Consider the following 22,939-nt stretch of genomic DNA (forward strand, 5'->3'; position numbering starts at 1 on the left):
TCCGGCCGCTAGACCCGGCGTGAGGCCGGGCGCCGGTCAGACCTTCATCATGAATGACTTGTATGGCGACACAGCCTTCTTGATCGCCTGGAAGATATCCCGGCCCACCTCCTTGTCCGTCTGAATCGCCGCCACCGAATTGCCTTTCTTGTCGGTGGTGAACCGGATATTGAGGATATTGATCCCTCCCGAGGACAGTGCCGAGCTGATTTCGTTGATCAGGCCGACCCGGTCTTTCTGGTAGGTGAACAGCATGTGACCGCTGGGCACCAGGTCGACATTGAGGAACGTGTCGATCCGGTTGATCTTCAGTTCACCTTCCTGTGTGATCGTGCCGCGGATACTGGTTTCGCGGTACTCGTCTTTCTTGCTCAGGATGTCGATTGTCATGCTCTCGCCGTAGCCCTTGGTGTCGTCGGGTACGCGCTTGACCACGTTGATCCCGTATTCCCGCGCGGTTGACTCGGCGTCGCCGGGGCTGATAACCTCGTTGTGGTAGATATCCATCAAGCCCTTGAGCAGGTAGCAGGTCAGCAGGTCGATATGGCTGTTCAGCCTGCCGTAGCAGGTAATCCTGACTTCGTGGGGCTGGTCCCCGCCGATATTGTAGTAGGCGATCTGACCGATCAGGTGGGTCAGCTCCAGGAAGCGGGGGTGCAGGTCCGGCGGGATTTCGAGGTTGTTGACCGGATAACGCACCATCCGCTTGACCAGAAAATCGCGCATCCCCTCGCCCGCTGCCTGGGCCGCGCGGAGATTAGCCTCGACCGTGCTGGCTCCCAGGTGCGGAGTGCCCACCAGCCGGTCGCCGATCGCGGCCAGGTCCTTGTCGCCCTCCACATCGCCTTCGTAGAACACGTCGGTTGCCAGCCGGACATCGTCGCGTTCTTTCAGAAAGGTGAGCAGCGCCTCACGCTCGACAGTCTCGGCCCGGGCGGTATTGACCAGCAGCGCTCCCTGTTTCAGCCTCGAAAGCAGCTCGGCTCCGATCATCCCGCGGGTCTTGTCGTTGAGCGGGATATGCAGGCTGATCACGTCCGCCTGCTCGAAAATTTCCTCGAGGGATTTCAGTTCCACTCCGATCTCCCCGGCGCGGCTTTCGCTGATCACCGGGTCGAAACCGATCAGCCGCATCTCGAAACCGCGGGCCTTGGCCGCCACCAGCGAACCGATATTGCCCAGTCCGACAATACCCAGCACCTTGCCGACCAGTTCGTTGCCCATCAGGCTGCTTTTTTCCCAGCGCCCGGCCTTTACGGACCCGTCGGCGTAGGGCAGACGGCGGAACGCGGCCAGCATGAAGGCCAGCGCCAGTTCGGCCACGCTGTTGCTGTTGGCCCCGGGCGTGTTCATCACCTGGATGTTTTTCTCCGTGGCGTAGGCCACATCGATCGTATTCACCCCCGTGCCAGCGCGGACCACGGCCTGGAGACTGTCGGCGGCGGCGATCACCTTGCGGGTCACTTTGTCGCTGCGGACAATCAGGCCCTCGAATCCGGGGATTTTGGCGGCCAGCGCGTCCTCATCCAGGCCCGGGCTGACCTCCACCTCGAGGCCGGCTCCGGTGAGGAGTTCGGTGGCTACAGGGTTAAGTTTAGTGGCGATAAGTACTTTAGGCATAAGATAACTCCTCGGGACATAAAGCTGTTCTGACAGGATAAACCGGTACGGGAAGGCAAACCTTCTTTACAAGCTACACCGCGCTATGCGCCGCCTTCAGCGCCGAACCGGACGGCCGATACTTAATTTTCTCTGCACAAGTTTTATTGATATATAAGGCAGCAAAAAAAAGATGAAAACACACACTTTTGTAAATGATAGTCCCACGTATTGGATAGCATAGAACTGCTGCGGTGACATTGGAAAAATAGTGCTGTGAACGCTGTAAACAAGATCTCTAGCCAGCAGGATCGTCACGCCCCAAAAAAGGAGGATAACTACACCCATCCAAAAACATCTGATCAAAACCTTTGCCGCAGCCTCGAGCAGTTCCCCGGGATTACTGGTCTCAGACATTATTCCCTCCTGATAAGGAACCAACTAAAACCGATACTCCCATCTCAAACAAACTTTCCTCTTAGCGAGTCACTTGAGTAAAACCATCTTGCGCACGCGACTTTCTCCCCCGGCCGAGAGGCGCAGGAAATATACTCCCGAAGACACTTGTCTTCCCCGCTGGTCGCGTCCGTCCCATTCCAGACGGTGCATTCCCGGCTCCACGGTACGATCCAGGAGATTGCGCACCAGTGCGCCGCGGAGGTCGTAAACCGCCAGTCGCGCCATTACCGGACCGGCGCTTTCGGCTACGGTAAAACTGACCGTGGTCGAGGGGTTGAACGGGTTGGGCACGTTCTGCGCCAGGCCGATCCGGCCGGCCGAGGGCAGCGGCGGGGCAAGGCCGCGCAGGTCGGCGGTTATGCCGATATCCACCACCGGCGGGTCAGTGGCGCTCAGCACGATCTCCCCGGAGGTTCCCGGCAGTTCGGCTCCATCGGCGCTGACCCACACCCGGTAACTGCCGCCCAGCAGGTACTCGAAACGGAACGAGCCATCCGGAGCCAACGCCGCGGAGTCGGTCGAGACCCCGTCCACGTGGACCATCAAACTACGCTCGCTGCCCGCAGCCGAGGCCAGCAGCACCCTGCCCAGCACGGAATGGAAATGCAACTGAACGGCGAGAAAACCGATCCTGTCGCCCAGGGTGTCCTGCCAGGCCACCGCCACTCTCTGCCCATCGAGAATACTTATTACCGGTAGTGAGGCCAGCCGAACGCCCGGTACCTGGAACTGGGAGCCGCTGGCAGCGCCGCGGGGATCGAGCCGGGCGCCGTAAAGCCCCGCTGTGCCGGTGGGGTCGGTTTCCGACCACAGCACCAGGAAACCGCCGGCGGAGTCGACCGCGACGGCCGGGCTGTTGTAGGCCCGGTCGCCGTCGTTCTGGTTCGCCGAAGAACCCAGGCGCGCCCGCCATTGCCCGCCGGGCAGCTGGAGGCTGTCGCCCGCGCTGTCGTAGAGCCGGTAATAAAGCAGGTTGCGGTCGCTGTAAAACTCCTGCCACAGCACCAGAAAGTTCCCGCTGGAATCGCTGGAGGCCACGACCGGCCTTGATAATCCGCCCACATATTCCACCGTATCGCGGCTGACAGTTATCCTCTCGCGGAGGGTAGCGCCGGAGGGAGCGTAAACCCTGGCCCTGATCTGCGCGTTAGTGCCCGCAGCAGCTCCCTGACGCCAGGAGACCATCAGGTTGCCCTGCGGGGAGACTGCCGCCGAGGCCAGCCTGCCGCCACCGCCGGACGCCGGGGCCACAGTTACGGCAGAACCCCGGGCATTACCCAGACTGTCCAGCCTGGCGAGTACCAGGTCCGGCGCGCCCGAGGACTGGTTCCAGCGTTCCCACAGCAGGAACAAGTCTCCGTTATTGCCGGCGGCGGCGGCCAGTGAGCCGAGATGAGCGGTGGAGGTAATAGCGACCTGGAACGGCTCGCGCAACACGCTGCCGTCCTCGCGCAGTATCGTTGCCATCACCCGGTAGCTGTTGCCGACATGTTCCTCCCAGGCCAGCAGCTGGGTTCCGGAGCGGCTGTCGGCTGTGACCGGACGGCGCTGGCTGCCGGCGATCGGGTAGACCGCGGCCGGGGCCGCCAGCGGTCGTCCGGCGAAATCATAGCGAACGCTTAAGAGCTGGAGGGTAACGCCATTGTCGTGCTCCCAGTACATCTCGTAGCCACGCGAGGGCCTGCCGAGAAACCTGACCGACCGGTTGTCTCCTCCGCCCGCGCCGGGCGAGGAGTAGACCGGCTGATCCACCGCACCGGTTGCACTGTAACGCTGGAGGCGGATATCAGGGTCGCCGCCGCTGGTGTCCTCCCAGGCCATCGCGAACGAGCCGCCCTCGTTTACTCCCACTGACGGATGCAGGGCGGGCACGCCGAAACCGGGATCGGACGAGGTAAGACGCAGGGCCGGCGGGCGAATATCGCTCGACGAATTGAACATCACCCCGTAGAGCTGTCCCTGCCCGGCTTCCAGTTCGGTCCAGACCAGCGCCACGCTGCCATCGTCGTCGCCCCCCAGGGCCGGGGTCTCGAACTCCAGACCGGTCCGCGACCTCACGATCTGGGTAAACTGGGTGTCCACCACCGCGATGGGCGGAATGGAAAAAAGCTCCAAGTCGATTTTCGCCAGGATCAGCCGGTTACGATCCAGGGTATCGGTCTCGACCCAGGAAACCATGAACGTGGAGAAATTGAAACCGCGGCCGCCGCCCGCTACCGCCGGTGCGGTGATGGCGGTGATTTCCCCTGGCGGAGTATCGTTGAGCCGGAACGATCCCAGCGGCTCGCCGCGGCTGGAGAACGCGCGGCAGAAAATACCCATGCTGTCGGGGCGGGTATCGCGCCAGGCGACCAGCACCCGGCCCTTGCGGTCCACATACACCGCCGGGGCTGTCTGCTCGCCCTCGTCGACTTCGTTGATCTGCACCTCGCCGATCCAGCCGAACGCCAGCGTGTCCTGGTTGGCCGTCCCGGTGGTGTCGCCGAACTCGAAAAAGTTGCCGTAGATATCACTGTCGCTGCCGTTGACCCGCGCCGCCCACACCAGCGCCACATTGCCCAGCGAGTCGATTCCGACCGCCGGGTCGGTACCGCTGATCAGCCTGAGAGTAGACAGAGGCAGCACGCCGGTGCGGGGCGAGCCATCGCTGTTCAGCCTGCGGAAGACCACCTTGTCAATCGAGGCCAGGCGCTCCTGCCAGCTCAGCACCGCCCCTCCGACCACGTTGGCCGACAGGCAGGGATTGGACACGGCAGGCGAAACCTGGTCCGAGGCCTCGCGCACCGGGCCCAGACGGTGTCCGAGCCTGTCGAAACCCTGCAGGCGGATCGCTTCGGACTCGACAGTGCTGTCGCGCCAGGCCACCAGGATCGAGCCGGTTCCGCTCGATATCACCACCGGAGCGGTCTGCGCGCCGGCTGGCTCTTCATTGACCACCACCGGTAGGGGAACCGGCTGCTGGGCCAGCGCCAGCACAGCCGCGGCCAGGATGGCCGGATATGCAATATATCTCGTTTTCACGTTTACCTTTGTGCCGGAAGCGCTAGTGTAGTATCCTGCAAATAAAGTACAAATAAAGCGGATTATAAATCCCCCTCGATCCCCCTTTACGAAAGGGGGATAACAACCCCCGCCTGCTGCGCAGGCACCCCCTTTATTAAGGGGGACTTGCTTCCCCCCTTTGCCAAAGGGGGGCCAGGGGGGATTTCTGCTCGAGTTGTTCGAACCATTACCTGCCCGTCGTATTATTACATAAGTACTTCCGGGACACAACGCTAGGGCAGCCTGACAACCCTGAATCCGGTGTTAAACTCCTTGTTCTCCGGAGACAGGGCGGCCCGGTTGGTACAGGTCGCCTGGCTGAGAGCCTCCCGCCAGCTCCCGCCGCGAATGATTTTGAAGACTGCATGCTCCGGGTCCCGGGTCCCCTGCGGATCGATCCAGGTTTCGTAATCCGCGCGGTAATAATCGGGATCGTACCAGTCGAGGCACCATTCCCAGACATTGCCGGCCATGTTCAGCGGACCGAACGCGCCGGCTCCGGCCTCGAATGCATCGGCCGGGGCGGTGAACGTGTAGCCATCGCCGCCAAGCAGAGTGTTGGCCAGGGGTCCCGGATCCAGAGTATCGGCCGGGTCCGCGGCGCTGCCGTCAAGCACCGACCAGGGGTAGGGCCGGGCTGTTCCGCCGGATGCCGCGTACTGCCACTGGGCCTCGGTGGGCAGAGTGTACCGCTCGCCGGTGCGCAGACTCATCCAGCGGCAGAACGCCATGGCGTCATCCCAGTTAACTCCCACCGCCGGGAAATTCGGTTTCTGCAGGGCCACCTGGGGCCAGGTTCCGATCACGGCGGTGTCCTCGGGAGTGTACTCCGGCTTGACCTCGCTCCAGAACTCGTAATACTGCAGGTTGGTAACCTCGTAACGTCCGATAAAGAAGTCGCTGAGGGTGACGTCGTGCTCGCCCCACTGGTCCCGCTTACCGAGATCGTTCAGCGCCGTGACGGAATCGACACCCATGCTGAACGTGCCGCCACGGATGAAATTGAGCTCCAGGTCCAGGAACTTGTCGGTGCCGATCCCCGATAAGCGGAGGGAATCCCCGCCGAGAGTGTCGGGCAGGCCGGTGACCGTATCCGGGAAGTTGAGCGTTACCAGGTAGAGCATTCCCAGGTCGGGCTGACCGGCCGAGGCGGGAGCGTAGGTGAGTGTTACGCTGAGAGTTTTCTTGCGCTTGGTGAAATAGAAGCTGTCGGGCGCGGCGGTGAAGCGGCCGGGGTCGCTGAGCGACATCAGCAGCATCAGGTCCACCGTGTCGCCGTATTCGATTTCCAGCTTGAACGTATCGGCGCGGCCGAGAATGGTTGGGCTGAATGTGACCGCATCGACGTTGAGCTTGATACCGGCCGAGCTGAACCCGCTGTCCTCCGGCTCGATAGGCAGGTCCTCCGAACAGGAAAGAGCTGTCAGCAGAGCCAAGAAAAACGCCGGCCGGATAAACCGGGCCGGCCAGCGGAGCAATGTATTGAGGAATGAATCGCTCATCAACTCATATCCCGACGCCGCCGAACACCAGGGCATTATCACAACTGATTAAATGACAAACAATTACCAATAACCACGCCATCCACACCTCGCAAGCCGAAAGATAAAGCCCGTCCCACGGGGGAGTCAAGCAAACTGTACCACCCCGACAATGGCAAACTAGGCGCATCGGCCGGGAAGGGGCTAGCGATAACAGGTAAGGCAAACGGACCTGGGGGGGGAATTGGTACCGGGTGGGGACAGCTCTTTCCAGTTTCAGCTATGATCCAGCAGGAACTCGATAGTCATCAGGTTCGCCAGGCACTCGACTATTTCCTCCCTGCTTTTGGTGCAGGGACGCTGACACTCGTCGCAATTAATCCTGGACGCCTGGCCCGACTTGTCAAGTTCGCGCTTGAGGATTTTAAAATACTCCTGTTCCACTTCCGCTCCACCCGCCGCATGCACCCGAGTGCGGGTCAGTTCAGGGTTTAACAGATATCAATCAGTCAGAACTCAGCCAGTTCCCGCAACGCCTCGTCCACCGCCCGTTCCAGAGCCTGCTCGGCCGCCTCGGGACCCTTGCGGCCGGTCGGTTCGATCAGATAAGTCCTGATATCCGTGTAGCCGACGAACTTCAGGATCTCTTTCAGATACGGCTGTTGAAAGTCCCTGTCTTCCCTTCCCGATCCCGGCCCATACTCTGCGCCGCGGGCCATGAATATCCTGGCCGGCCGGCCTGTGACCAGCCCCACCTGCCTGCCGTCGCGGTAGGCGAACGTGTAGCCGGGCTGGACGACAATGTCGATGTAGTGTTTCAGGCGGTACGGGACCGTGAAATTCCACATCGGGCAGCTGATAACAAGTTTCGCTGCGGCCTTGAACCCATCGATTACCCGTTCGATACCGCCCCAGATAACCGCGTCATCCCCGGTCAATTCCTCGCCCCGGTGCAGTCTGCCGAGGCAGCGTGCTGCACCGCTGTCAAATTCCGGCAACTCGGCCGTGGTCAGGTCGAGCACCCGGACCTCATGGTCCGGCTTGGCGGCCAGATACATTTCCAGGAACTTGTCCGCCGCCCGCGCGGTATACGATCCTTCACCCCGGGGACTGGCCTTGATATGCAATATTGTTGTCAACTGGCAGCCGACCGGGTTTGAGGATGGTCAGATAATAATACAATAAAACAAATATAAATTCAAGTCCACGAGGCAATTAATCGAAACCAAACCGGCAGCGGATCGTTCGAAAATGCCGCTTGTATGTGTCAGGGAACTATGGTCCGCATCAGCGAAAACTCTCCAGCAGTCCGCTGACGTCGTTGACCGCGGCTTCACGGCGGTTGAGCGGACCATCAGCCAGCACGCCCACGTTGTCCATCATCACCGGGCGCTTTTCGTTTTTGTACAGCAGTCCGATCGGGAAACGCTCGCCCCATTCAAACGCCTTGGTCATGGCGGCCATCCGGTCGGTGGGATCGAACCCCCCGTCTTCATCCAGCTGGTAGGACCTCTCGCGATACCATTTCAGGGTATTGATTTTATTGTAGGTAACGCAGGGCTGCATGACTTCCAGCATGGCGAATCCCCGGTGGTTGATCGCCTCGTCCATCATCGCGATCATGTGTCTCATATCGCCGGTGTGGGTGCGCCCCACCCAGCTGCAGTCGAGCGCAACAGCCACGGCGGCCGGGTTGAAACGGCCGTGGTAGACACCCTCGGGAGTGGTGGAGGTGACCATGCCGTGCTCGCTGGTCGGCGAGGCCTGGCCCTTGGTCAGGCCGTAAACCTGGTTGTTGTGAGCCAGGTAGACCATGTTGGGGTTGCGACGGATGGCGTGCAGAAAATGGTTGCCGCCCTCGGCAAACCCGTCGCCGTCGCCGCCCACCGCGATTGTGACCATCTCCGGGTCGACGAACTGCGAGGCGGTGGCGTAGGTGAGCGTGCGGCCGTGAAGGCCGTTGAGCATGTTGCATTTCATGTACAGCGGGAGCTTGGCCGCCTGGCCGATACCCGAGTAGAGTACTACCTGGTGCGGGTGAAGGTCCAGCGCGGCGAGCACCTGCTTGAGCGCGTTGAGGATGGCGAAATTTCCGCATCCGGGGCACCAGGTGGTGTCCATCCCCTGATAATCTGCTGCGGTTACCATCCAGCCGGTCTCCTTACTTGTTTTACCTGTTGAAATGTTTCAGGATGTCATCGACACTGAACGGCCGGCCATCGTATTTGAGAATCGTGTCCGTGGCGGCGATCCCGGTTTCCATCCGGATCAGCCGCGCCAGCTGGCCGATACTGTTCAGCTCGGCGACAATCACATTTTTACAGTTTTCCACCAGCGGCACGAACTGTTCGGCCGGGAAGGGCCAGAGCATGGTCAACTGCACCAGCGAGATTTTTCTGCCGCTTCCGCGCAGCTCGCGGACCGCTTCCTTGAGCGCGCCCCAGGAACTGCCCCAGCCCACCAGCACCGTGTCCGCTCCGTCCTGGATATCGGTACGCAGGCCGGGGTAATCTTTCAGCAGGTCGAGCTTTCTCCAGCGCTTGTCCACCATCGCCGTGCGCAGAGCCTCGTCCTCGGTGATATGCCCGGTCTCGTCGTGCTCGTCACCGCTGGAGACCACCAGAGCCGTGCCCTGTCCGGGCCAGGCCCGCGGACTGACGCCGTCATCGGTCAGCAGGTAGCGTTTGAATTCGGCGCCGCTGTCCAGTTCCTCCCTGCTCGCCAGCTTGCCCCGGTCGACCGTAACGCCGTCGGTATCGAGCCCGTCGATTGTCCAATAGCTGCTGGAGAGGTGATGGTCGCTGAACAGGATCACGGGGGTCTGCAGGCGGTCGGCGATATTGAACGCCTCGGCGGTAATCCTGAACGCGTCCTCCGGCTCGGTTGGCGCCAGCACCACGCGGGGAAACTCGCCGTGGGAGGCGAAAATGGCGAACAGCAAATCGCCCTGCTCGGTGCGGGTCGGCATGCCGGTGGCCGGTCCGGGCCGCTGGGACTCGTAGATCACCACCGGCGCTTCCACGCAGCCGGCCAGGCCCATCGCCTCCACCATCAGGCTGAATCCGCCGCCCGAGGTGCCGGTCATGCTGCGCACGCCCATGAAGGAGCTGGCCACAATCATGTTCATCGCGCTGATCTCGTCCTCGGCCTGCTCCACCACCACTGCGTACTCCTTGCTGTGGTTCTGGATGAACTCCATCACGCCCGTACCAGGGGTCATCGGATAGGCGCTGTAGAACCGGACATCGGCCGCCAGCGCTCCCAGCCCCACTGCCTCGGTGCCGGAAATCACCATCCGGCCGCCCTCTCCCGGGGCTTTCATCACGAAACAATCTTTGCGCTTCTGCCCGCCCAGCTCGTAGCCGGCGTCGAACACGGCGCAGTTTTTCTCGACAATTTCCTGGCTCTTGCGGCCGAAAAACGAATCGAGCACCCCGTGGACCTCGTCGCGCTCCAAGCCCATCATCGACCAGACAGCGCCCAGCGCCACCGTGTTGGCCATCGCGGCGGTCCCGCCGTTTTCCCTGCTGATCGAGGTCAGTTTCAGCGGGAGAAAATTTTCGCCCGCGTAGCCGGTCTTGATCTTGTCTGCATCGTAGATGATCACGCCCTCGTCCTTGAGCCGCGGCTGCTGGCTCCTGATCGTGCTCTCGTCCAGGGCCACGATAATGTCGACGGGGTCGACATGGGCCTCCACCCGGCGGTCGGCGGCGCGGAGCAGGAAGAACGTCTGCCCTCCCCTGATCCTGGATTCGTAGTCCTGCAGGGCGAACACGTGGAACCCAAGCCTCGAAAGCGACCTGGAGATCACCGCCCCCATCGTCTGCAAACCCTGCCCGGCCGTACCGCCCAGGAGTATCGATATTTCCTGTGCCACCAGCTTCCCTTTTTCCGGTTTACCTTTGAGATTTCGGACTTGATCCTCTAAAAATCAGCGGGCGGGTGCAGCCGCGCCATGCAAGGCGCGACAAACATCCGACCCGAAAACAACTTTGAAAATCATCCGCAAAGTGGAGATTGTAAGATAAAAGCAGGTCCGGCAAAAATCAAGTCGTCCCGCCGGCTTGAGATTAATAGTCGCCTGAACGCGCAACACCGGTTAAAGCACGGCTTGTGGGAGACGGGGAAATGGCTTAATTTAGTTTTTATGCTGCCGGATTTTCTGTAACCGGGCAAACCCGGAATCAACCATAGCAGGGAGCGAAAAATGTCAGGGATCACTCGCCGCGAGTTATTTGGCGCAGCACTGCCGGCGGCGGTCGCCGCGGCCGGACTGTCCGAGCTTGGAGGCTCCACCACCAAAGCGCAGATGGGCGGTCCCAAAGTAGGGCTGGTCACCTACCTGCTGGCCCATGAATGGGACGTTCCGACAATTATCGAGAACTGCACGGAGGCCAAATTCGAGGCCGTGGAACTGCGCACCACCCACGCCCACGGGGTCGAGATCACTCTCAGCAGGGAAGAGCGCGGGCAGATCCGCGCCATGTTCGAGGCCTCGCCGGTGCGGCTGGCCAGCCTGGGCAGCGCTTTCGAGTACGACAGCCCCGACCCTGCCGAGCTGAAAAAGAATATCGAGGGGACCAAGGAATTCGCCCGGCTGGCCGCCGAGATGGGCTGTGACGGGATCAAGGTGCGGCCCAACCGTCTGCACGAAGACAAGGGAATCCCGCGGGAAAAGACTATCGCCCAGATCGCAGCCGGTTTGACCGAAGTGGGCGGGGCGGCGGCCGATGTGGGGATCGAGATCAGGGTGGAGGTCCACGGCAGAGACACAAGCCGGATTCCGGTGTTTCACGCAATCATGGAACAGTGCGAAAGCCCGAACGTATATACAAACTGGAACTGCAACGACAACGATCTGGAAGACGGCGGACTGGAGAAAAATTTCAGGCTGCTGGCAGACTCGATCCATTTCGTGCACATGCGCGACCTGTTCCTGGAGACTTATCCTTTTCGCAAGTTCCTGAGTCTGCTGGGCGGGATCGGCTACAACGGTTACTGCTGCGCCGAAATCCCGGCCAGCAGCGACCCGTTGCGGGTGATGAAATACTACCGCGCGCTGTTCCTGGCCTACCAGGACAGGATCTAGGAAGAGCTGAGAGTTATTCTCAACAGGCGCGAATCTTGCAATGGTATCGCCGTGTAAGAAACCTGGTGTCCCGGCGAATTTGCCGCTGCAAGGAGGTGCCGAGATGAACGACAGGCGAATGTTTTCCGCGCTCATATCCCGCCGGCGGGGTAAAATGGCCTGCTCCCCCCCGCTCGTAAGCGGCCGTTTTCCAGCACGGCGGGTCAACAGCGGTAAACCGGTATCCGGCGGCCCGGACGGGAAAGAACCGCGCCGCGCCGGCCGTTGAATTGCAACTTACCATCCGGTCGGGAAGAGGTGCGAGCGGTCATCCCAGTTTTGTCGATCCTGCTGCCGTAGATTATTCGTAGACGCTTATTCGATTACAATTAAGGGAGTGTAAATGTTACCTGGGTGGAAACAGCTGTTGGTAACGGTAACGCTGACCGGCGTGCTGGCCGCGGGATGCGGCAGCGACGGCGGCGGGGGCGTGGTCGACCCCGGCAGCAATATCGGGCAGGATCACTGGTGGGACAACTATCTCGATGCAAACAGGCAGCCGATCACCCTGTCCTCTGGTTTCAAACTGGTTGAATTGAGCGGGGATGAGCGGACGGCAACACGCATTACCAGCGCCAGCATGGGCCTGTCGCTGAATTTCCGGATCGATGCCGACTGGCGCAGCACCGGCGGCTGGCTGTTCCGCGGGGCCAACCAGGGCAGCAGCACCCTCGAGAACCTGGCCGGCGCGGTGGAAGTGATCAAACAGAGCGGCCGGCTGAGAATCGGTGAAACGTTCGACTGGGAAGGTGTGCGCGAGCAGCCGCCCGGCTCGTTCAAGTTCGTCAGGGTCAACCGGTTCAACCAGTTGGCTATCCGTATGCCGTTCAGCGGATTCGCCACCGACCTGATGACCACGCTGCTGGCCGAACCCTATATCGGCTATCCCACGGACACCACCAAAAGCTGGCAAGGTCCGCCGATCAATGTCAGCCAGGGGCCGGGAACGGAGTTCCAGGAAATCCTCACCTACCGGATCGAATACCTGGGCACCCGCAGCCTCAAGGAAAGCGGCACGGCAATCGGCAGCTGGGACGACGTGATCAAGATCACCGGGATCGCCAACCAGGGACAGGGCAGGATAGAAACCTACCTGGCACCCAACGTTGGGATACTTTATTACTACTATATCACCGCGTTCGGCCAGAAAGCAGCCGGCGCGCTGGCCGGGTTCGATCTCGAGAACCGCTCGACAGGCGGCTCGGCAATCACCGACTATTTCCCCACCGCCGGGGGCAATCACTGGATTTACGAGTTTTCGCCCGACGACCGGGTGGAACAGTTCCGCTTCAGCGTGGAATAGAGCGGTCTAGACAAGTTCAGAGCACGTCAGGGCGCGCGGGATATCCCGCGCGCCTTTTTCTTGTATCAAGCTCGCAGGGTGCGGACGCAAGATAGACAGGAGGAGTGATGAATCAGGTTTGCTATTTCGAGATTCCCGCGGACAAACAAGCCGGGTGCTCCCGGTAGCGCTCGCCGGTCACTTTCCTCTGCTCTGCACCTCGAGTCCCGCCTCGCGCCGGAACTCCTCGAGCTTCTTTTTCACCGCCAAGGCGAAAAACCCGCGGGCCTTCTCCTCGGGCAGCTCCACGCAATCTAGGTACACGTCGAACGTGTAGGAGAGCAACGAGAACAGGGGCGAATTACCGGCACCGACGCCGGCGCCTCCGGCCAGCACGGCCCTCCGCTCCTGAGTGCTCAGCCCGGTGAAAAATGAACCCACCATTCTTTCGGCAAGCAGCATCGCTGTTTTAGGGTCTCGCTCGGACATGGGATCAATCCGGGAGTTGGAAAATCTCCACGCGGCGGACGACCTTAGGCTGTCCGCGCTCGCGGTATTTGCCGGCGGCTTTCACCGCCTCGGTGAAATCATCGATTCTCTGCCACTGGAAGCCCAGGGCATTCCTGAATCGCAGGACTTCGAAATATGTCTCCAGGTCTCTGATATTCTCCGCCTGCGGCTCCCCTGCCGTTTCTTTCACTCCCTGGGCCAGTTCAAGCTTGCTGAACGGTGAGAGCACGCAGATTCCCTTGCGCCGGCAGTGGTCGGCCTGCAAACAGGTCAGACCATCCAGTTCCACCTCGGTGGTCCCGCCCCTGGTCTGTTTTTCATAGTGCCTGCAATGCATGCTGAACAACCTTTCCCGCTTTCCGCACTATTTCTCTTTAGGCAAATAGCGTTTCAAATGGACACTCAGGAGGTCGAAAGCCTCGTCCACGGTGTCGGCATAACTGAACATCTCCAGATCGGCCTGGTTGATCGTGCCGTATTCGACCATGTAATCGAAATTGACCACGTTTTTCCAGAACTCGCTGCCGTAAAGAATAACCTCGATCTGCTTGATAATCTTTTCGGTCTTGATCAGGTTCAGCACCTCGAACAGCTCGTCCAGGCTCCCATAGCCGCCGGGAAACACCACCAGCGCCTTGGCCCTGTACAGGAAATGAAACTTGCGCGTAAAAAAGTAGTGGAAGTGGAAATTCAATTCCGGCGAAATATACGGATTGGGGGCCTGCTCGTGGGGCAGATAGATATTCAGCCCCACCGACTTACCGCCCACCTCGGCTGCGCCCCGGTTGCCGGCCTCCATGATCGATGGTCCGCCGCCGGTGCAGATTGCGAAAGGCTGGGGCGATTCCGGCGTACCCTGTTCGAGCGCCCAGCTCGTAATCCGGGCCGCCAGTTGACGGGCGTCCTCGTAGTAGGCCGAAACCTCGTTGATCTTCTCAGCCCGCGCCTGTTTCCGCTTGTCTCCTGATTCCCGTGCCGCCTGGAGCAGCTCGGCCGCCTGCTCGGGAGAGGAGATCTGGGCCGAGCCGTAAAAGACAACCGTGTTATGAACTCCCAGGGCTTTCATCCGCACCTGGGCATAAGTTGTCTCCGCCAGAATCCTGACCCAGCGCGCCTCGTGGCTGTTCATGTACTTGTCGTCAAGCACGGGCATGGGCGAGAGGGTCACCTTCTCACCGCGGCGCTCGCAGGCCCTGAGGTAAAACGGATAAACGCTCCGGGCTACTTCGCGAACAGGTTGTGCATCCGGGGACAGAAGGAACTCGCGGGGAACGAAATGCTTGCGGGCGGAACGTCTGATATGCTCTGCCATAGACGGAGAAAATCCCCCCTGCAACTGAGGAGAGCCGCGGCCGGGCAACGGGCGAACATCGGTTGCACGGATAAACTAACATCAACAATTTCAACACGATACGACATTACATCAGCATCCGTGCTACTGTAATGTACTAGTCCCCGCAGTCGCTGTCAAACAGGTTGATCAGCCCTCGGATGGATTGCGCAGTAAACGCAGGATTTCGATCAGGTCGAAGATATCGACCCGGCCGTTGCCGTCCAGATCGCCCGCCCCGGACGTGTCCGGTTTGCCGCCCAGCACCTGGAGCAAGCTCAGCAGATCGAAAATATCCACCCGCCCGTTACCGTCCAGGTCACCGCTGGCCGCCACCGGGTACGGCCTCCCCGCAGCCGACGAAAGCACCGCCCGCAGGTTGAGGTCGAAATCGAGGAACTCCCATGGTCCGGCCAGGCTTCCGGCCGCCAGGCTGAGTCCGGAGGGCTCGCCGCGATTGTCTATCGGGAGTGGATACTCGCCCTGAACGGTGAACACGGCCGCCAGCACGAAACTGTCTCCGGCCTCGAACGCCACCTCGGGGCTGATCGCCAGTTCGTGCCAGCCTGCCGCGGTGAACAGGCTGTCGGCCGAGGAGGCCAGCGAGTCGACCGGGGTTGCGCCCTCGCCGAGTGCGCCGAACAGGATTGCCTGCACGCGGGATGGCGACTGGCTGATAAAAAAGCGGGCCAACCTCAGGGTGCCGTCCCACGGCGCTCCCAGCACCACCGCGGCGGCGGCGGTCGTATCCTTGAACCCGGCCGTGGCGGTGTGGCCGCCCTCGTCGTATCCCAGCTCAAACGATCCCGCCAGCGCGGTCACCTGGACCGCCAGCAGGGTGTCGCCGGCGTTAATTTCGAGCAGGGCGGTGTGCACGCCCGGTGAGTACGCGGTGCAGCCAATCTCCAGCCGGATCGAATCTCCGCAGGCCACCGCCACCGATGAATCGGACAGGGTGAACGCGCAACTGTCGCCGTCCGGGCTCAGCACAAGGTCCGCGGTCAGGACCGCCGTCCCGCGGTTCACCAGCCAGAGACCGCCGGTTGACGGATCGTTGACCCGGATGTCCTCCAGCACCAATTCACCCTCGGGCAGGTCGGCCTGCGCGCGCTTGAGGACCACCTCGCCCCGGTAGCTGTCCGACGGCATCAGCAGGGCCCTGACAGCCACGGGATGACGGGCGGCGATCCAGTTTTCACTTTCGCGGACGTTGTAATACGACGCGCTCACCACCGGGCGCGTCGTGTCGATCGGGATCAGCTCACTGAACGCGACTCCGGGGGTAGCATAGCGGATATCGGCGATAAACGTGTCCCCGCTGTCCACATCGACAGGAACCGGCAGGAACAGTTGGTGCCAGCCAACAACGGGCAGCAGGGTATCGGCCGCGGTTTGAGCCACCAGACAGCGGCCGCCGCCGTTACCGACACCCGCCCAGATTTTCAAACTGAGTGTCATCGAGTCGCGCAGGCAGTAGGTGCGGATACCGGCGACCAGCGCGCGTCCGGGCATGTCGAACCTGACGGCCCCGTGGGCGGCGTCGGTGAACGCCGCATAGCCGGTCGGGACATCCAGCGAATCGTAGCGCAAACTCCAGCCCGCCACCTCGCTTTCCAGAGTGGCTTCCAGTTCTTCGCCCTCCCCTGCTATCGCGAGCGCTATCCGGCCGGTGAACTGCCCCTGTTGACCGGCAATGAACCCGAATACCAGGGAGTCGTCGACCCCGCAGTCCAGTCTCGCCGGCGCTGACAACAGGCTGAAAGCCTCTCCGGTCAGCGACGGTGCGGTCAGGTCGAGCGGGCGGCGGCCGGTGTTGGCGATCGGCAGGGACGCCGTGTATGTCTCGCCGCTGAATGTCCGGCCGAAATTCACCTCGGTGTCCAGCAGTTCCATTTCCCGGCTCAGGATGAGCGCGTCTCCCGGATCCGTTACGGGCCGCAGCAGCGCCCGCAGAGCTATGTCATACTCGAACCTGTCGTAATTCCCTATCCCGTAGAGGCTGACCCAGCTTCTGCCCGACGGGCTGCCGGTCGGGTCGAAGGGCAGCGGCCAGCCGTGGTCGAAAGCGGATGCGCGCCAGGCCAGGTCAACGATTACCGAGTCGCCGGCCTCCAGATAAACCGGATCGTCCAGCTCGACAGCCTGCCAGCCTGTAGCCGGCGCTTGTCCGCTCTGCAGCGTGAGCGGGCAGTTCAGCAGCCCGCGGTCGTGGCCGCCGAAAACCGCCAGTTCATAGCTCATGTCAGGATAAATAAACACCGTGCTGACCGCCTCGAGCACCCCGCTGACCGGGGCGGTGAACACCACCGCGCCGTGGGCCAGGTTGTTGTCGTAGCCGAAACCGCGATCCGGGTCCGGCCCGTGCTCGTCGTAGGAAATAGTCAGCCGGGTGCGCCCAGGCTGGGAGAGGGTAAAGACGGCCTGTCCGCTTTCCAGACTGATCGAGGACAGCGACACCCCGCTGGGAGAGCCGTCGTTGCGCAGGCTGGACGGGCTGGTGGCGGCGGTGAACGCCGTGGCGCCGCCGGCGCCGGGAAACGGGTCGCCGTCGTCACCGAGTGAAAGCCCGGAATCGAGCTGCGCCAGGCCGTCGGCTTCCTCCAGGTCCACCAGCTTGCGGGCGGCGCTGTCGTTATCGAACGCGGCCCCGTCGATATGCCACACCAGCAGGCCCTCGCCCGGCAGAGAGCTGTCGAACCCGGTTCTGGCGCGGTGGGCGAGCAGGAAACAGCTCAGGTTGCGGTCATCGTTGTCCCAGACCCGCACTACCTGCCCGGAAGCCTGCACCGCGGCCAGGGACAGCGGGCCGGAAGAATCCTCGTGGACGATATCCACCCAACCCAGACGCAGTTTGCTCCAGGCGCAGGGGTGAGTGGGACGGGCCGGGTTAGAGCCGGTCCCGCCCCGGGTGCCGAACGCCATCAGTCCCCAGATACCGATCCCGTTCGAGGTCACGTCATCGCCCTGGTTGTAGCCGACAGGATACAGGTCGACCAGGCCGAGCTGATGGCCGAACTCGTGGCAGAACACCCCGATCTCGCCGGGGACGGGAGAACTCCCGTTACCAGCCAGTTCGGGCAGGATTGAGTAGAGGTCCACGCGGATAAACCCGCCCCCGGCGGCGGGATCGGACGTGACCACCGAGTCTGCGCCCAGCCTGCCGGTATGCGACCAGATATTATCCGTATCGCCCGCGGCGGCGTCTCCCCCGCTGTGCACGACTATCAGGCCGTCCACCACCCCGTCGTCGTCACCGGAGTTGGGGACCCCGTCGGGACCGTCGTTATCGTAAAGCCCGAAATCGACCTGACTGTCGGCAGCCAGCACGGCGTGGGCCACCAGCCCGCCCGGGCTGTCCGGGAACAGGGACTCATCGCCCAGAGCGTCCCCACGGGTGTAAGCGCTCAGCCCCCCCGGCAGGGTGAACCAGCCGTAGACTTCTCCGCTGAGCGAGAACCGTCCCAGGCTGACTTCGGCGTAATACTCGGCCATCGTACCTGTCTGTTGCGCGCCGAACAGCCGGTTCTCGAATTCCGTGCGCGCAACCGTGGCCGGGAGGTCGGAATAGGCGGCGAGCAGAACAGGCAACCGCAGCGCGGAGGGGGCCGCTCCGGCCAGAAGCGCGCCCCGGCTTCCTGTGGCAGTCCCGCCCAGGTTGGCACGGTAACCGGAGTTCAACCGGGTAAAATATTCTGTAAAACCGGCAGGGGTTGCCACTCCCGGCGACGGCGGAGCGACAGCGCGCGCGGCCGTTGCCAGGCAAAAGAGCAGAACCCCCGCCAGACGGGCAATCGCGTTCATTGCTCACCGGCGGACTGAATGTTGAAATTTCCTGCTGTTTAAGGGAGGCTAAATGTGCAAGAAACAAGCCATTGGAGGGATATTTCCGGCCGTTCAGCGATGGGACTCCATCAGTTCCGCCAACCGCTCCACTATCCGGGGCCGCTGGAACTGCCCGGCGCGGACAGGGTCGGGAGGGCGAAGGGCGGGTCTGCCGCGCTTGACATTTTCAACCAGCTGGCGCAGTAAATTCTCCAGCCGGTTGGGGTCCGGCTCGGTGGCGGCCAGACCGAACCGTTCTCCGTTAACCAGCTCCGCCGCCGCGCCCGGCGGCACGATAGCCAGAGTGGGCAGGCCGGCTCCGAGGTAATCGTAGAGTTTGCCGGGCACTATCAGTTCCGCGCCCGGCCGGAACGCCTCTACCAGCAGGCCCACGTGAGCCGCCGCCAGTTTTGCCAGCAAGCCGGGTCTGGGGACATAGCCGCTGATCGTCACCGCCGCGCCCAGGTCCAGTTCGCGCACCATTTTTCCGACATGGTCCGTCACCTGTCCGGCAAGCTCCAGCCGGCACACCAGGCCGTCGCGGTTGACCCGCCGGATCGCTTCGAGCAGGGCGGAGATGTCGCGGTCCAGGGTCAGGTTGCCGGCGTGGATCAGGCTCAGGGGTAGGCGGAAACTACGGCGGATGTCAAGCGTTTCAAACTCGGCCGGGTCGAAACCGTTGGGCAGGCAGACGAATTTATCGCGGGCTTGATCCGGGTAGCGACCGCGGAAATCATCGGCGGCGGGCTCGTTCGTGGCAATCACCAGGTCGGCGTGGCGAACCACCCTGCCCTCTTTGGCGGCCTGCCAGCGACGGTGAAGGGGTGTCGGGCAGCCGCGGTAGATCGCCGCGGTCCAGGGATCGCGGAAATCCGCTGCCCAGCGCGCCCCGAGGCGTTCGGCCAGATGCATCCCGGCCAGATGGACAGATTCCGGCGGGCTGGTGGTCAGGATCCAGTCCGGGTGAAAACCGGCGGTGAGAGCAGTCCGGGCCGCGGCTTTCGACCAGCCGGCGTACGCGTCGGTAACCGGCAGCCAGGCGGCCAGGCTTTTCAGGCCGCGCACCCCGCTCTCGCGGCGACAGCCTCCCCGGCCCAGCATCCCGAACAGCGCGCTCAAGCCGACGGCGTGCTGGCGAATTACATTTATCGATTCGGGCACCTTGCCGGCAAGCGACTCATCGCTGACCCACCAGCCGTCCTCCGGCCCGGCGACTACGGTCAGATCCCAGCCGCGCCCGGCCAGCAGGCGGGCTGTTTCGGCGACCCGGAGCACTCCTCCACCGCCGTGCGGAGGGAAGAAATAGGAGACGATCAGCACTTTCATGGCGCAAGCTCCACCGCCCGGCTGTCGATATCCAGGCTGTCGGCCCGGACCACGCAGTCCCAGTGCCCGGAGGCCTGGTTTGTGCCGCCGAACGAACGGCTGTCGCCGAAACCGAAATGGACCGTACCCACCGCTTTCTCCGCCTCGAGGGTAACCGCTCCGGGGCGGGCCAGCGGGTTGGTGCCGATCCCGAATTCACCCAGCACGCGTTCCGGTTTTCCGGCCAGCACTTGCATCAGTTCCCGGGCTTTCGCCCCCTCGGCGTCGACAATCGCCCCATCCTCGATTGTCAGCTTAAGGCCGTTGACTCCCCGCAGCCCGGCAAAAGCGACATCCACCACGATCCTGCCCGAGGCGCTGCCCGGCACGGGTGACCAGGCCACCTCGCCCGCCGGCAGATTACCGAAATCGCCCGGCCGGCGGTAAAGCCCGGTATCGAGATACAACTTGCGGTCCTGCACGGAAAGTTCCATCCTGGTGCCGGCTGGTCCCCGGACCCTGACTCGTCGGCTGTCCTTTACTCTTTCGACCATCTCGACTGTTCTGCGGCGGACAACGTCCGCTGAGCCGGGACGGAACAGGTGCAGCAGGATGTCGTCCGTCAGGCCGGGCATCGAGGCGATCCGTGTGTTTTGTTCACGGCAGGCTTTCCGGCGCTCGTCGGTATGTGAAAGCGACTTGCCGGTGACCAGCAGCGCAGCCGGGAACCCGGCCAGAAGTTCCTCGGTAAAGCCGGCTGGAGCCTGCCCGGCCCGGACTACCTCGCCGATCACGATCAGGTTGCAGCCATAGCCGGCGGTTTCCGCGGCCCTGGCCATTTTTCCGGCCAGAGCCTTCCGGGAGGGATCGGCGACAATCAGCAGGACCTCGTCGTCGTGCAGGCTCAGGTGTTCGCCGCAGATAGACTCCATCGCCGGTAAGAAATTGCCCGCGGAATCCCGCATAATCCATGTCCCGAGACAGTGAGCGGGGCGGCCCGTGGGGCCGCCCCGCTACGCTGGATACGAGTGAGGTTACCGTTCAGATCACTGTCCGGCGGATAGCGCATATCCGCCCGATCAAGTCTCCCACCTCGCGTGGGCTGAGTCCGATCCAGTAGATATTCCAGTCCGGGGTGTGCTGAAAGCCTTCGGCCTGGTCGAGGTACCAGCGGTTGATCGGGTTGGAGGGGCTGGCCCGCCAGATAATTTTCTCGTAGTGCTTGGTCAGCTCGCGCCACAACGGAGCGCCCATGCCCTCGCCCTGCCAGCGATGGCCGACCACGAACTTGTCGAGGTGGAACGTGTCGCCCTCGAGGGTCTTGACCACGATAGCTCCGTGGTAGTTCTGCTCGTAGAAAATCCTGTGCGGCGGCTCGTCGAAATAATCATCGGCCACTTTTCGTCCGAACCCGTCCTCCAGCAGCCGGCGCAGTTTGTCGGTGTTCAACTCGCTGAACGAGGTGGCCGAGCGGATCTCGTGGCCGGCTCGGATATAGGTGCCCCGCCCCTTGACCGTGAAGAGTTCCTGCAGCAGGTTGGCGGCCGAGGCGAACTGGATAGTGAGATTGGGCACCTCGCGCAGCACCCGCACCCCGGCGTCGAGCTGGCCCAGCGCCTGATCGTCCAGCCTGCCGCTTTCGAGCAGTCCCTTGTAGTCGGTGGACAGGATGATGTTCTTGATCAGCCCGCCGTCACGGTCCACCAGCCCTTCGCGCTCGCTGATGATGATGAACTTCTGCGGCTTGATCCTGGCGCAGAGCGCCTTGCTCACTTTTTCCGCGCTGACGACCCTCATCGCGCCGTTGCGGTCCATCACCACCGGGCTGATTACCGGAATCTGGCGATTGCGCACGGCTTTCCTGACCGGCTGCATGGAGATATGCTCCACCAGGCGGCGGAAATCGAACTCAGGGTTATCGGCGGCAGGGGTGCGCAGGCCGAATATTTCGTTGAAAATCCCCCTCGCGTGGCCGCCCGCGGACAGGACCTCGTCGACCAGCCTGCTGTTAACCATCGAGAGCTTGCGGATCCGCTGGCCCTGGGGCAGCTCTTTCTGGCCCCCGCCCCCCGATTCCCTGGGCACCAGCCGTCCGCCTGTCCCCTGGATATTGTCGAGCACGATCACGGGGTAGAGATTCATCCCGCTCAGGTAGGCCAGGTCGAGCGCCACCTCGCGCACCGATTCCTCCAGGCTGCCGGCGCTGATCAGGACGACGGCGAACCGCCACGGGACCACGTCGCGGAACATTTTGACATACATCTCAGCTTCGCGGCGCGCACCGATAGTGCTGAAAAAGTCGATTACCTGGTCGTAACCACCGTGGCCGCTCAGCGGCGGGGTGGAGAACTCCTGATCTTGCGCCATTAAGGCTTTCCCTTATCACCTGTCGGCAATTGGCCGGAAAAAACCCACCGCGTCCCCCTTTGGCAAAGGGGGAAGGATATCGACGATTCCACCAAAGTATCAGTTCCGCCCAGGCCTGCGTCCTGTCTCAGCTATCCTTTTTTTCGCCCTGTACCTTTAATTTCTTAATGAACGGCTCGAACAGGTCGATGGGCACCGGGAAGATGATGGTGCTGTTGTTTTCGGTGGCGACCTCTGTGAGGGTCTGCAGGAAACGCAGCTGCAGGGCCATCGGGTGCTCGCCGATCACAGCGCTGGCCTCGGCCAGCCGGTGGCTGGCCTGGAACTCGCCCTCGGCGTTGATCACCTTGGCCCGGCGGTCGCGCTCGGCCTCGGCCTGACGGGCCATGGCACGCTGCATCTCCTGGGGCAGGTCCACATGCTTGATCTCGACGGTGGAGACCTTGATGCCCCATGCGTCGGTGTGACGGTCGAGAATGTCCTGCAGCACGTCGTTGATCTTATCCCGCTCGCTGAGCAGTTCGTCCAGCTCGCTCTGGCCGAGCACGCTGCGCAGCGTGGTCTGGGCCAGTTGGCTGGTGGCGTACATGTAGTCCTCCACCTCCACCACCGCC

The 22,939-nt window shown here is 62.3% G+C and carries 16 protein-coding genes and 1 pseudogene (1 of these 17 running past the window's edge); 2 read left to right on the forward strand and 15 right to left on the reverse strand.

Annotated features, from left to right (window positions below; all coding sequences use genetic code 11):
• Positions 1 to 36: 36 nt before the first annotated feature.
• The 7 genes from FVQ81_05555 to FVQ81_05585 form a co-directional block, all read right to left on the reverse strand.
• The gene (locus FVQ81_05555) at positions 37 to 1,620 is read right to left on the reverse strand and encodes a hypothetical protein (protein MBW7996034.1); all 1,584 of its coding nucleotides are present in this window, start codon (positions 1,618 to 1,620) and stop codon (positions 37 to 39) included.
• A gap of 96 nt (positions 1,621 to 1,716) precedes the next feature.
• Positions 1,717 to 2,016, reverse strand: coding sequence for a hypothetical protein (locus FVQ81_05560; GenBank protein ID MBW7996035.1), 300 nt, complete (start codon positions 2,014 to 2,016; stop codon positions 1,717 to 1,719).
• Positions 2,017 to 2,085: 69 nt separating this feature from the next.
• Entirely contained in the window at positions 2,086 to 5,079 is a 2,994-nt protein-coding gene (locus tag FVQ81_05565; protein MBW7996036.1) for a T9SS type A sorting domain-containing protein, read from the reverse strand.
• Positions 5,080 to 5,333: 254 nt separating this feature from the next.
• Positions 5,334 to 6,638: a formylglycine-generating enzyme family protein gene (locus FVQ81_05570; protein ID MBW7996037.1), complete on the reverse strand. Its 1,305-nt coding sequence runs from the start codon at positions 6,636 to 6,638 to the stop codon at positions 5,334 to 5,336.
• 452 nt (positions 6,639 to 7,090) lie between these two features.
• The gene (locus FVQ81_05575; GenBank protein MBW7996038.1) at positions 7,091 to 7,720 is read right to left on the reverse strand and encodes an FMN-dependent NADH-azoreductase; all 630 of its coding nucleotides are present in this window, start codon (positions 7,718 to 7,720) and stop codon (positions 7,091 to 7,093) included.
• A gap of 148 nt (positions 7,721 to 7,868) precedes the next feature.
• Positions 7,869 to 8,729: a 2-oxoacid ferredoxin oxidoreductase gene (locus tag FVQ81_05580; protein MBW7996039.1), complete on the reverse strand. Its 861-nt coding sequence runs from the start codon at positions 8,727 to 8,729 to the stop codon at positions 7,869 to 7,871.
• Positions 8,730 to 8,751: 22 nt separating this feature from the next.
• Positions 8,752 to 10,461 (reverse strand): 2-oxoacid:acceptor oxidoreductase subunit alpha, encoded by a 1,710-nt coding sequence (locus tag FVQ81_05585; GenBank protein ID MBW7996040.1) that lies wholly within the window; start codon positions 10,459 to 10,461, stop codon positions 8,752 to 8,754.
• 429 nt (positions 10,462 to 10,890) lie between these two features.
• Between FVQ81_05585 and FVQ81_05590 the strand changes: the two genes are divergently transcribed.
• Positions 10,891 to 11,670, forward strand: coding sequence for a TIM barrel protein (locus tag FVQ81_05590; GenBank protein ID MBW7996041.1), 780 nt, complete (start codon positions 10,891 to 10,893; stop codon positions 11,668 to 11,670).
• A 406-nt stretch (positions 11,671 to 12,076) separates the two neighbouring features.
• Positions 12,077 to 13,012 carry a hypothetical protein gene (locus FVQ81_05595; GenBank protein ID MBW7996042.1) on the forward strand — a complete coding sequence of 312 codons (936 nt, stop codon included), beginning with the start codon at positions 12,077 to 12,079 and terminating at the stop codon, positions 13,010 to 13,012.
• Positions 13,013 to 13,189: 177 nt separating this feature from the next.
• Here FVQ81_05595 and FVQ81_05600 read toward each other — a convergent pair whose 3' ends face one another.
• From FVQ81_05600 to FVQ81_05635, 8 genes and pseudogenes are all read right to left on the reverse strand, one after another.
• Positions 13,190 to 13,480 (reverse strand): hypothetical protein, encoded by a 291-nt coding sequence (locus FVQ81_05600; GenBank protein ID MBW7996043.1) that lies wholly within the window; start codon positions 13,478 to 13,480, stop codon positions 13,190 to 13,192.
• A 4-nt stretch (positions 13,481 to 13,484) separates the two neighbouring features.
• Positions 13,485 to 13,838: a hypothetical protein gene (locus FVQ81_05605; protein ID MBW7996044.1), complete on the reverse strand. Its 354-nt coding sequence runs from the start codon at positions 13,836 to 13,838 to the stop codon at positions 13,485 to 13,487.
• Between the two features lie 27 nt (positions 13,839 to 13,865).
• Positions 13,866 to 14,654: an LOG family protein gene (locus FVQ81_05610; GenBank protein MBW7996045.1), complete on the reverse strand. Its 789-nt coding sequence runs from the start codon at positions 14,652 to 14,654 to the stop codon at positions 13,866 to 13,868.
• A 327-nt stretch (positions 14,655 to 14,981) separates the two neighbouring features.
• On the reverse strand, positions 14,982 to 18,632 hold the full coding sequence (locus FVQ81_05615) for a M6 family metalloprotease domain-containing protein (GenBank protein ID MBW7996046.1): 3,651 nt from the start codon (positions 18,630 to 18,632) through the stop codon (positions 14,982 to 14,984).
• Positions 18,633 to 18,725: 93 nt separating this feature from the next.
• Complete coding sequence (locus FVQ81_05620) at positions 18,726 to 19,979, reverse strand: glycosyltransferase family 4 protein (GenBank protein MBW7996047.1); 1,254 nt, start codon at positions 19,977 to 19,979, stop codon at positions 18,726 to 18,728.
• The gene (locus tag FVQ81_05625) at positions 19,976 to 20,923 is read right to left on the reverse strand and encodes a hypothetical protein (protein ID MBW7996048.1); all 948 of its coding nucleotides are present in this window, start codon (positions 20,921 to 20,923) and stop codon (positions 19,976 to 19,978) included. Before FVQ81_05625 ends, FVQ81_05620 begins: the two co-directional genes overlap by 4 nt.
• A 76-nt stretch (positions 20,924 to 20,999) precedes the next feature.
• Positions 21,000 to 22,325: a hypothetical protein gene (locus tag FVQ81_05630; GenBank protein ID MBW7996049.1), complete on the reverse strand. Its 1,326-nt coding sequence runs from the start codon at positions 22,323 to 22,325 to the stop codon at positions 21,000 to 21,002.
• A 127-nt stretch (positions 22,326 to 22,452) separates the two neighbouring features.
• Positions 22,453 to 22,939, reverse strand: a pseudogene (locus FVQ81_05635) (slipin family protein) (it continues 302 nt past the right edge of the window).

This window comes from Candidatus Glassbacteria bacterium, from assembly GCA_019456185.1.
Classification (GTDB): domain Bacteria; phylum Gemmatimonadota; class Glassbacteria; order GWA2-58-10; family GWA2-58-10; genus JAJRTS01.

Bases quoted from the DNA above. Each gene is read 5' to 3' on its own strand.
- FVQ81_05555 (MBW7996034.1), bottom strand. From the start codon at position 1,620: ATGCCTAAAGTACTTATCGCCACTAAACTTAACCCTGTAGCCACCGAA.
- FVQ81_05560 (MBW7996035.1), bottom strand. From the start codon at position 2,016: ATGTCTGAGACCAGTAATCCCGGGGAACTGCTCGAGGCTGCGGCAAAG.
- FVQ81_05570 (MBW7996037.1), bottom strand. From the start codon at position 6,638: ATGCCCTGGTGTTCGGCGGCGTCGGGATATGAGTTGATGAGCGATTCA.
- FVQ81_05580 (MBW7996039.1), bottom strand. From the start codon at position 8,729: ATGGTAACCGCAGCAGATTATCAGGGGATGGACACCACCTGGTGCCCC.
- FVQ81_05590 (MBW7996041.1), top strand. From the start codon at position 10,891: ATGGGCGGTCCCAAAGTAGGGCTGGTCACCTACCTGCTGGCCCATGAA.
- FVQ81_05600 (MBW7996043.1), bottom strand. From the start codon at position 13,480: ATGTCCGAGCGAGACCCTAAAACAGCGATGCTGCTTGCCGAAAGAATG.
- FVQ81_05605 (MBW7996044.1), bottom strand. From the start codon at position 13,838: ATGCATTGCAGGCACTATGAAAAACAGACCAGGGGCGGGACCACCGAG.
- FVQ81_05610 (MBW7996045.1), bottom strand. From the start codon at position 14,654: ATGCCCGTGCTTGACGACAAGTACATGAACAGCCACGAGGCGCGCTGG.
- FVQ81_05615 (MBW7996046.1), bottom strand. From the start codon at position 18,632: ATGAACGCGATTGCCCGTCTGGCGGGGGTTCTGCTCTTTTGCCTGGCA.
- FVQ81_05620 (MBW7996047.1), bottom strand. From the start codon at position 19,979: ATGAAAGTGCTGATCGTCTCCTATTTCTTCCCTCCGCACGGCGGTGGA.
- FVQ81_05625 (MBW7996048.1), bottom strand. From the start codon at position 20,923: ATGCGGGATTCCGCGGGCAATTTCTTACCGGCGATGGAGTCTATCTGC.
- FVQ81_05630 (MBW7996049.1), bottom strand. From the start codon at position 22,325: ATGGCGCAAGATCAGGAGTTCTCCACCCCGCCGCTGAGCGGCCACGGT.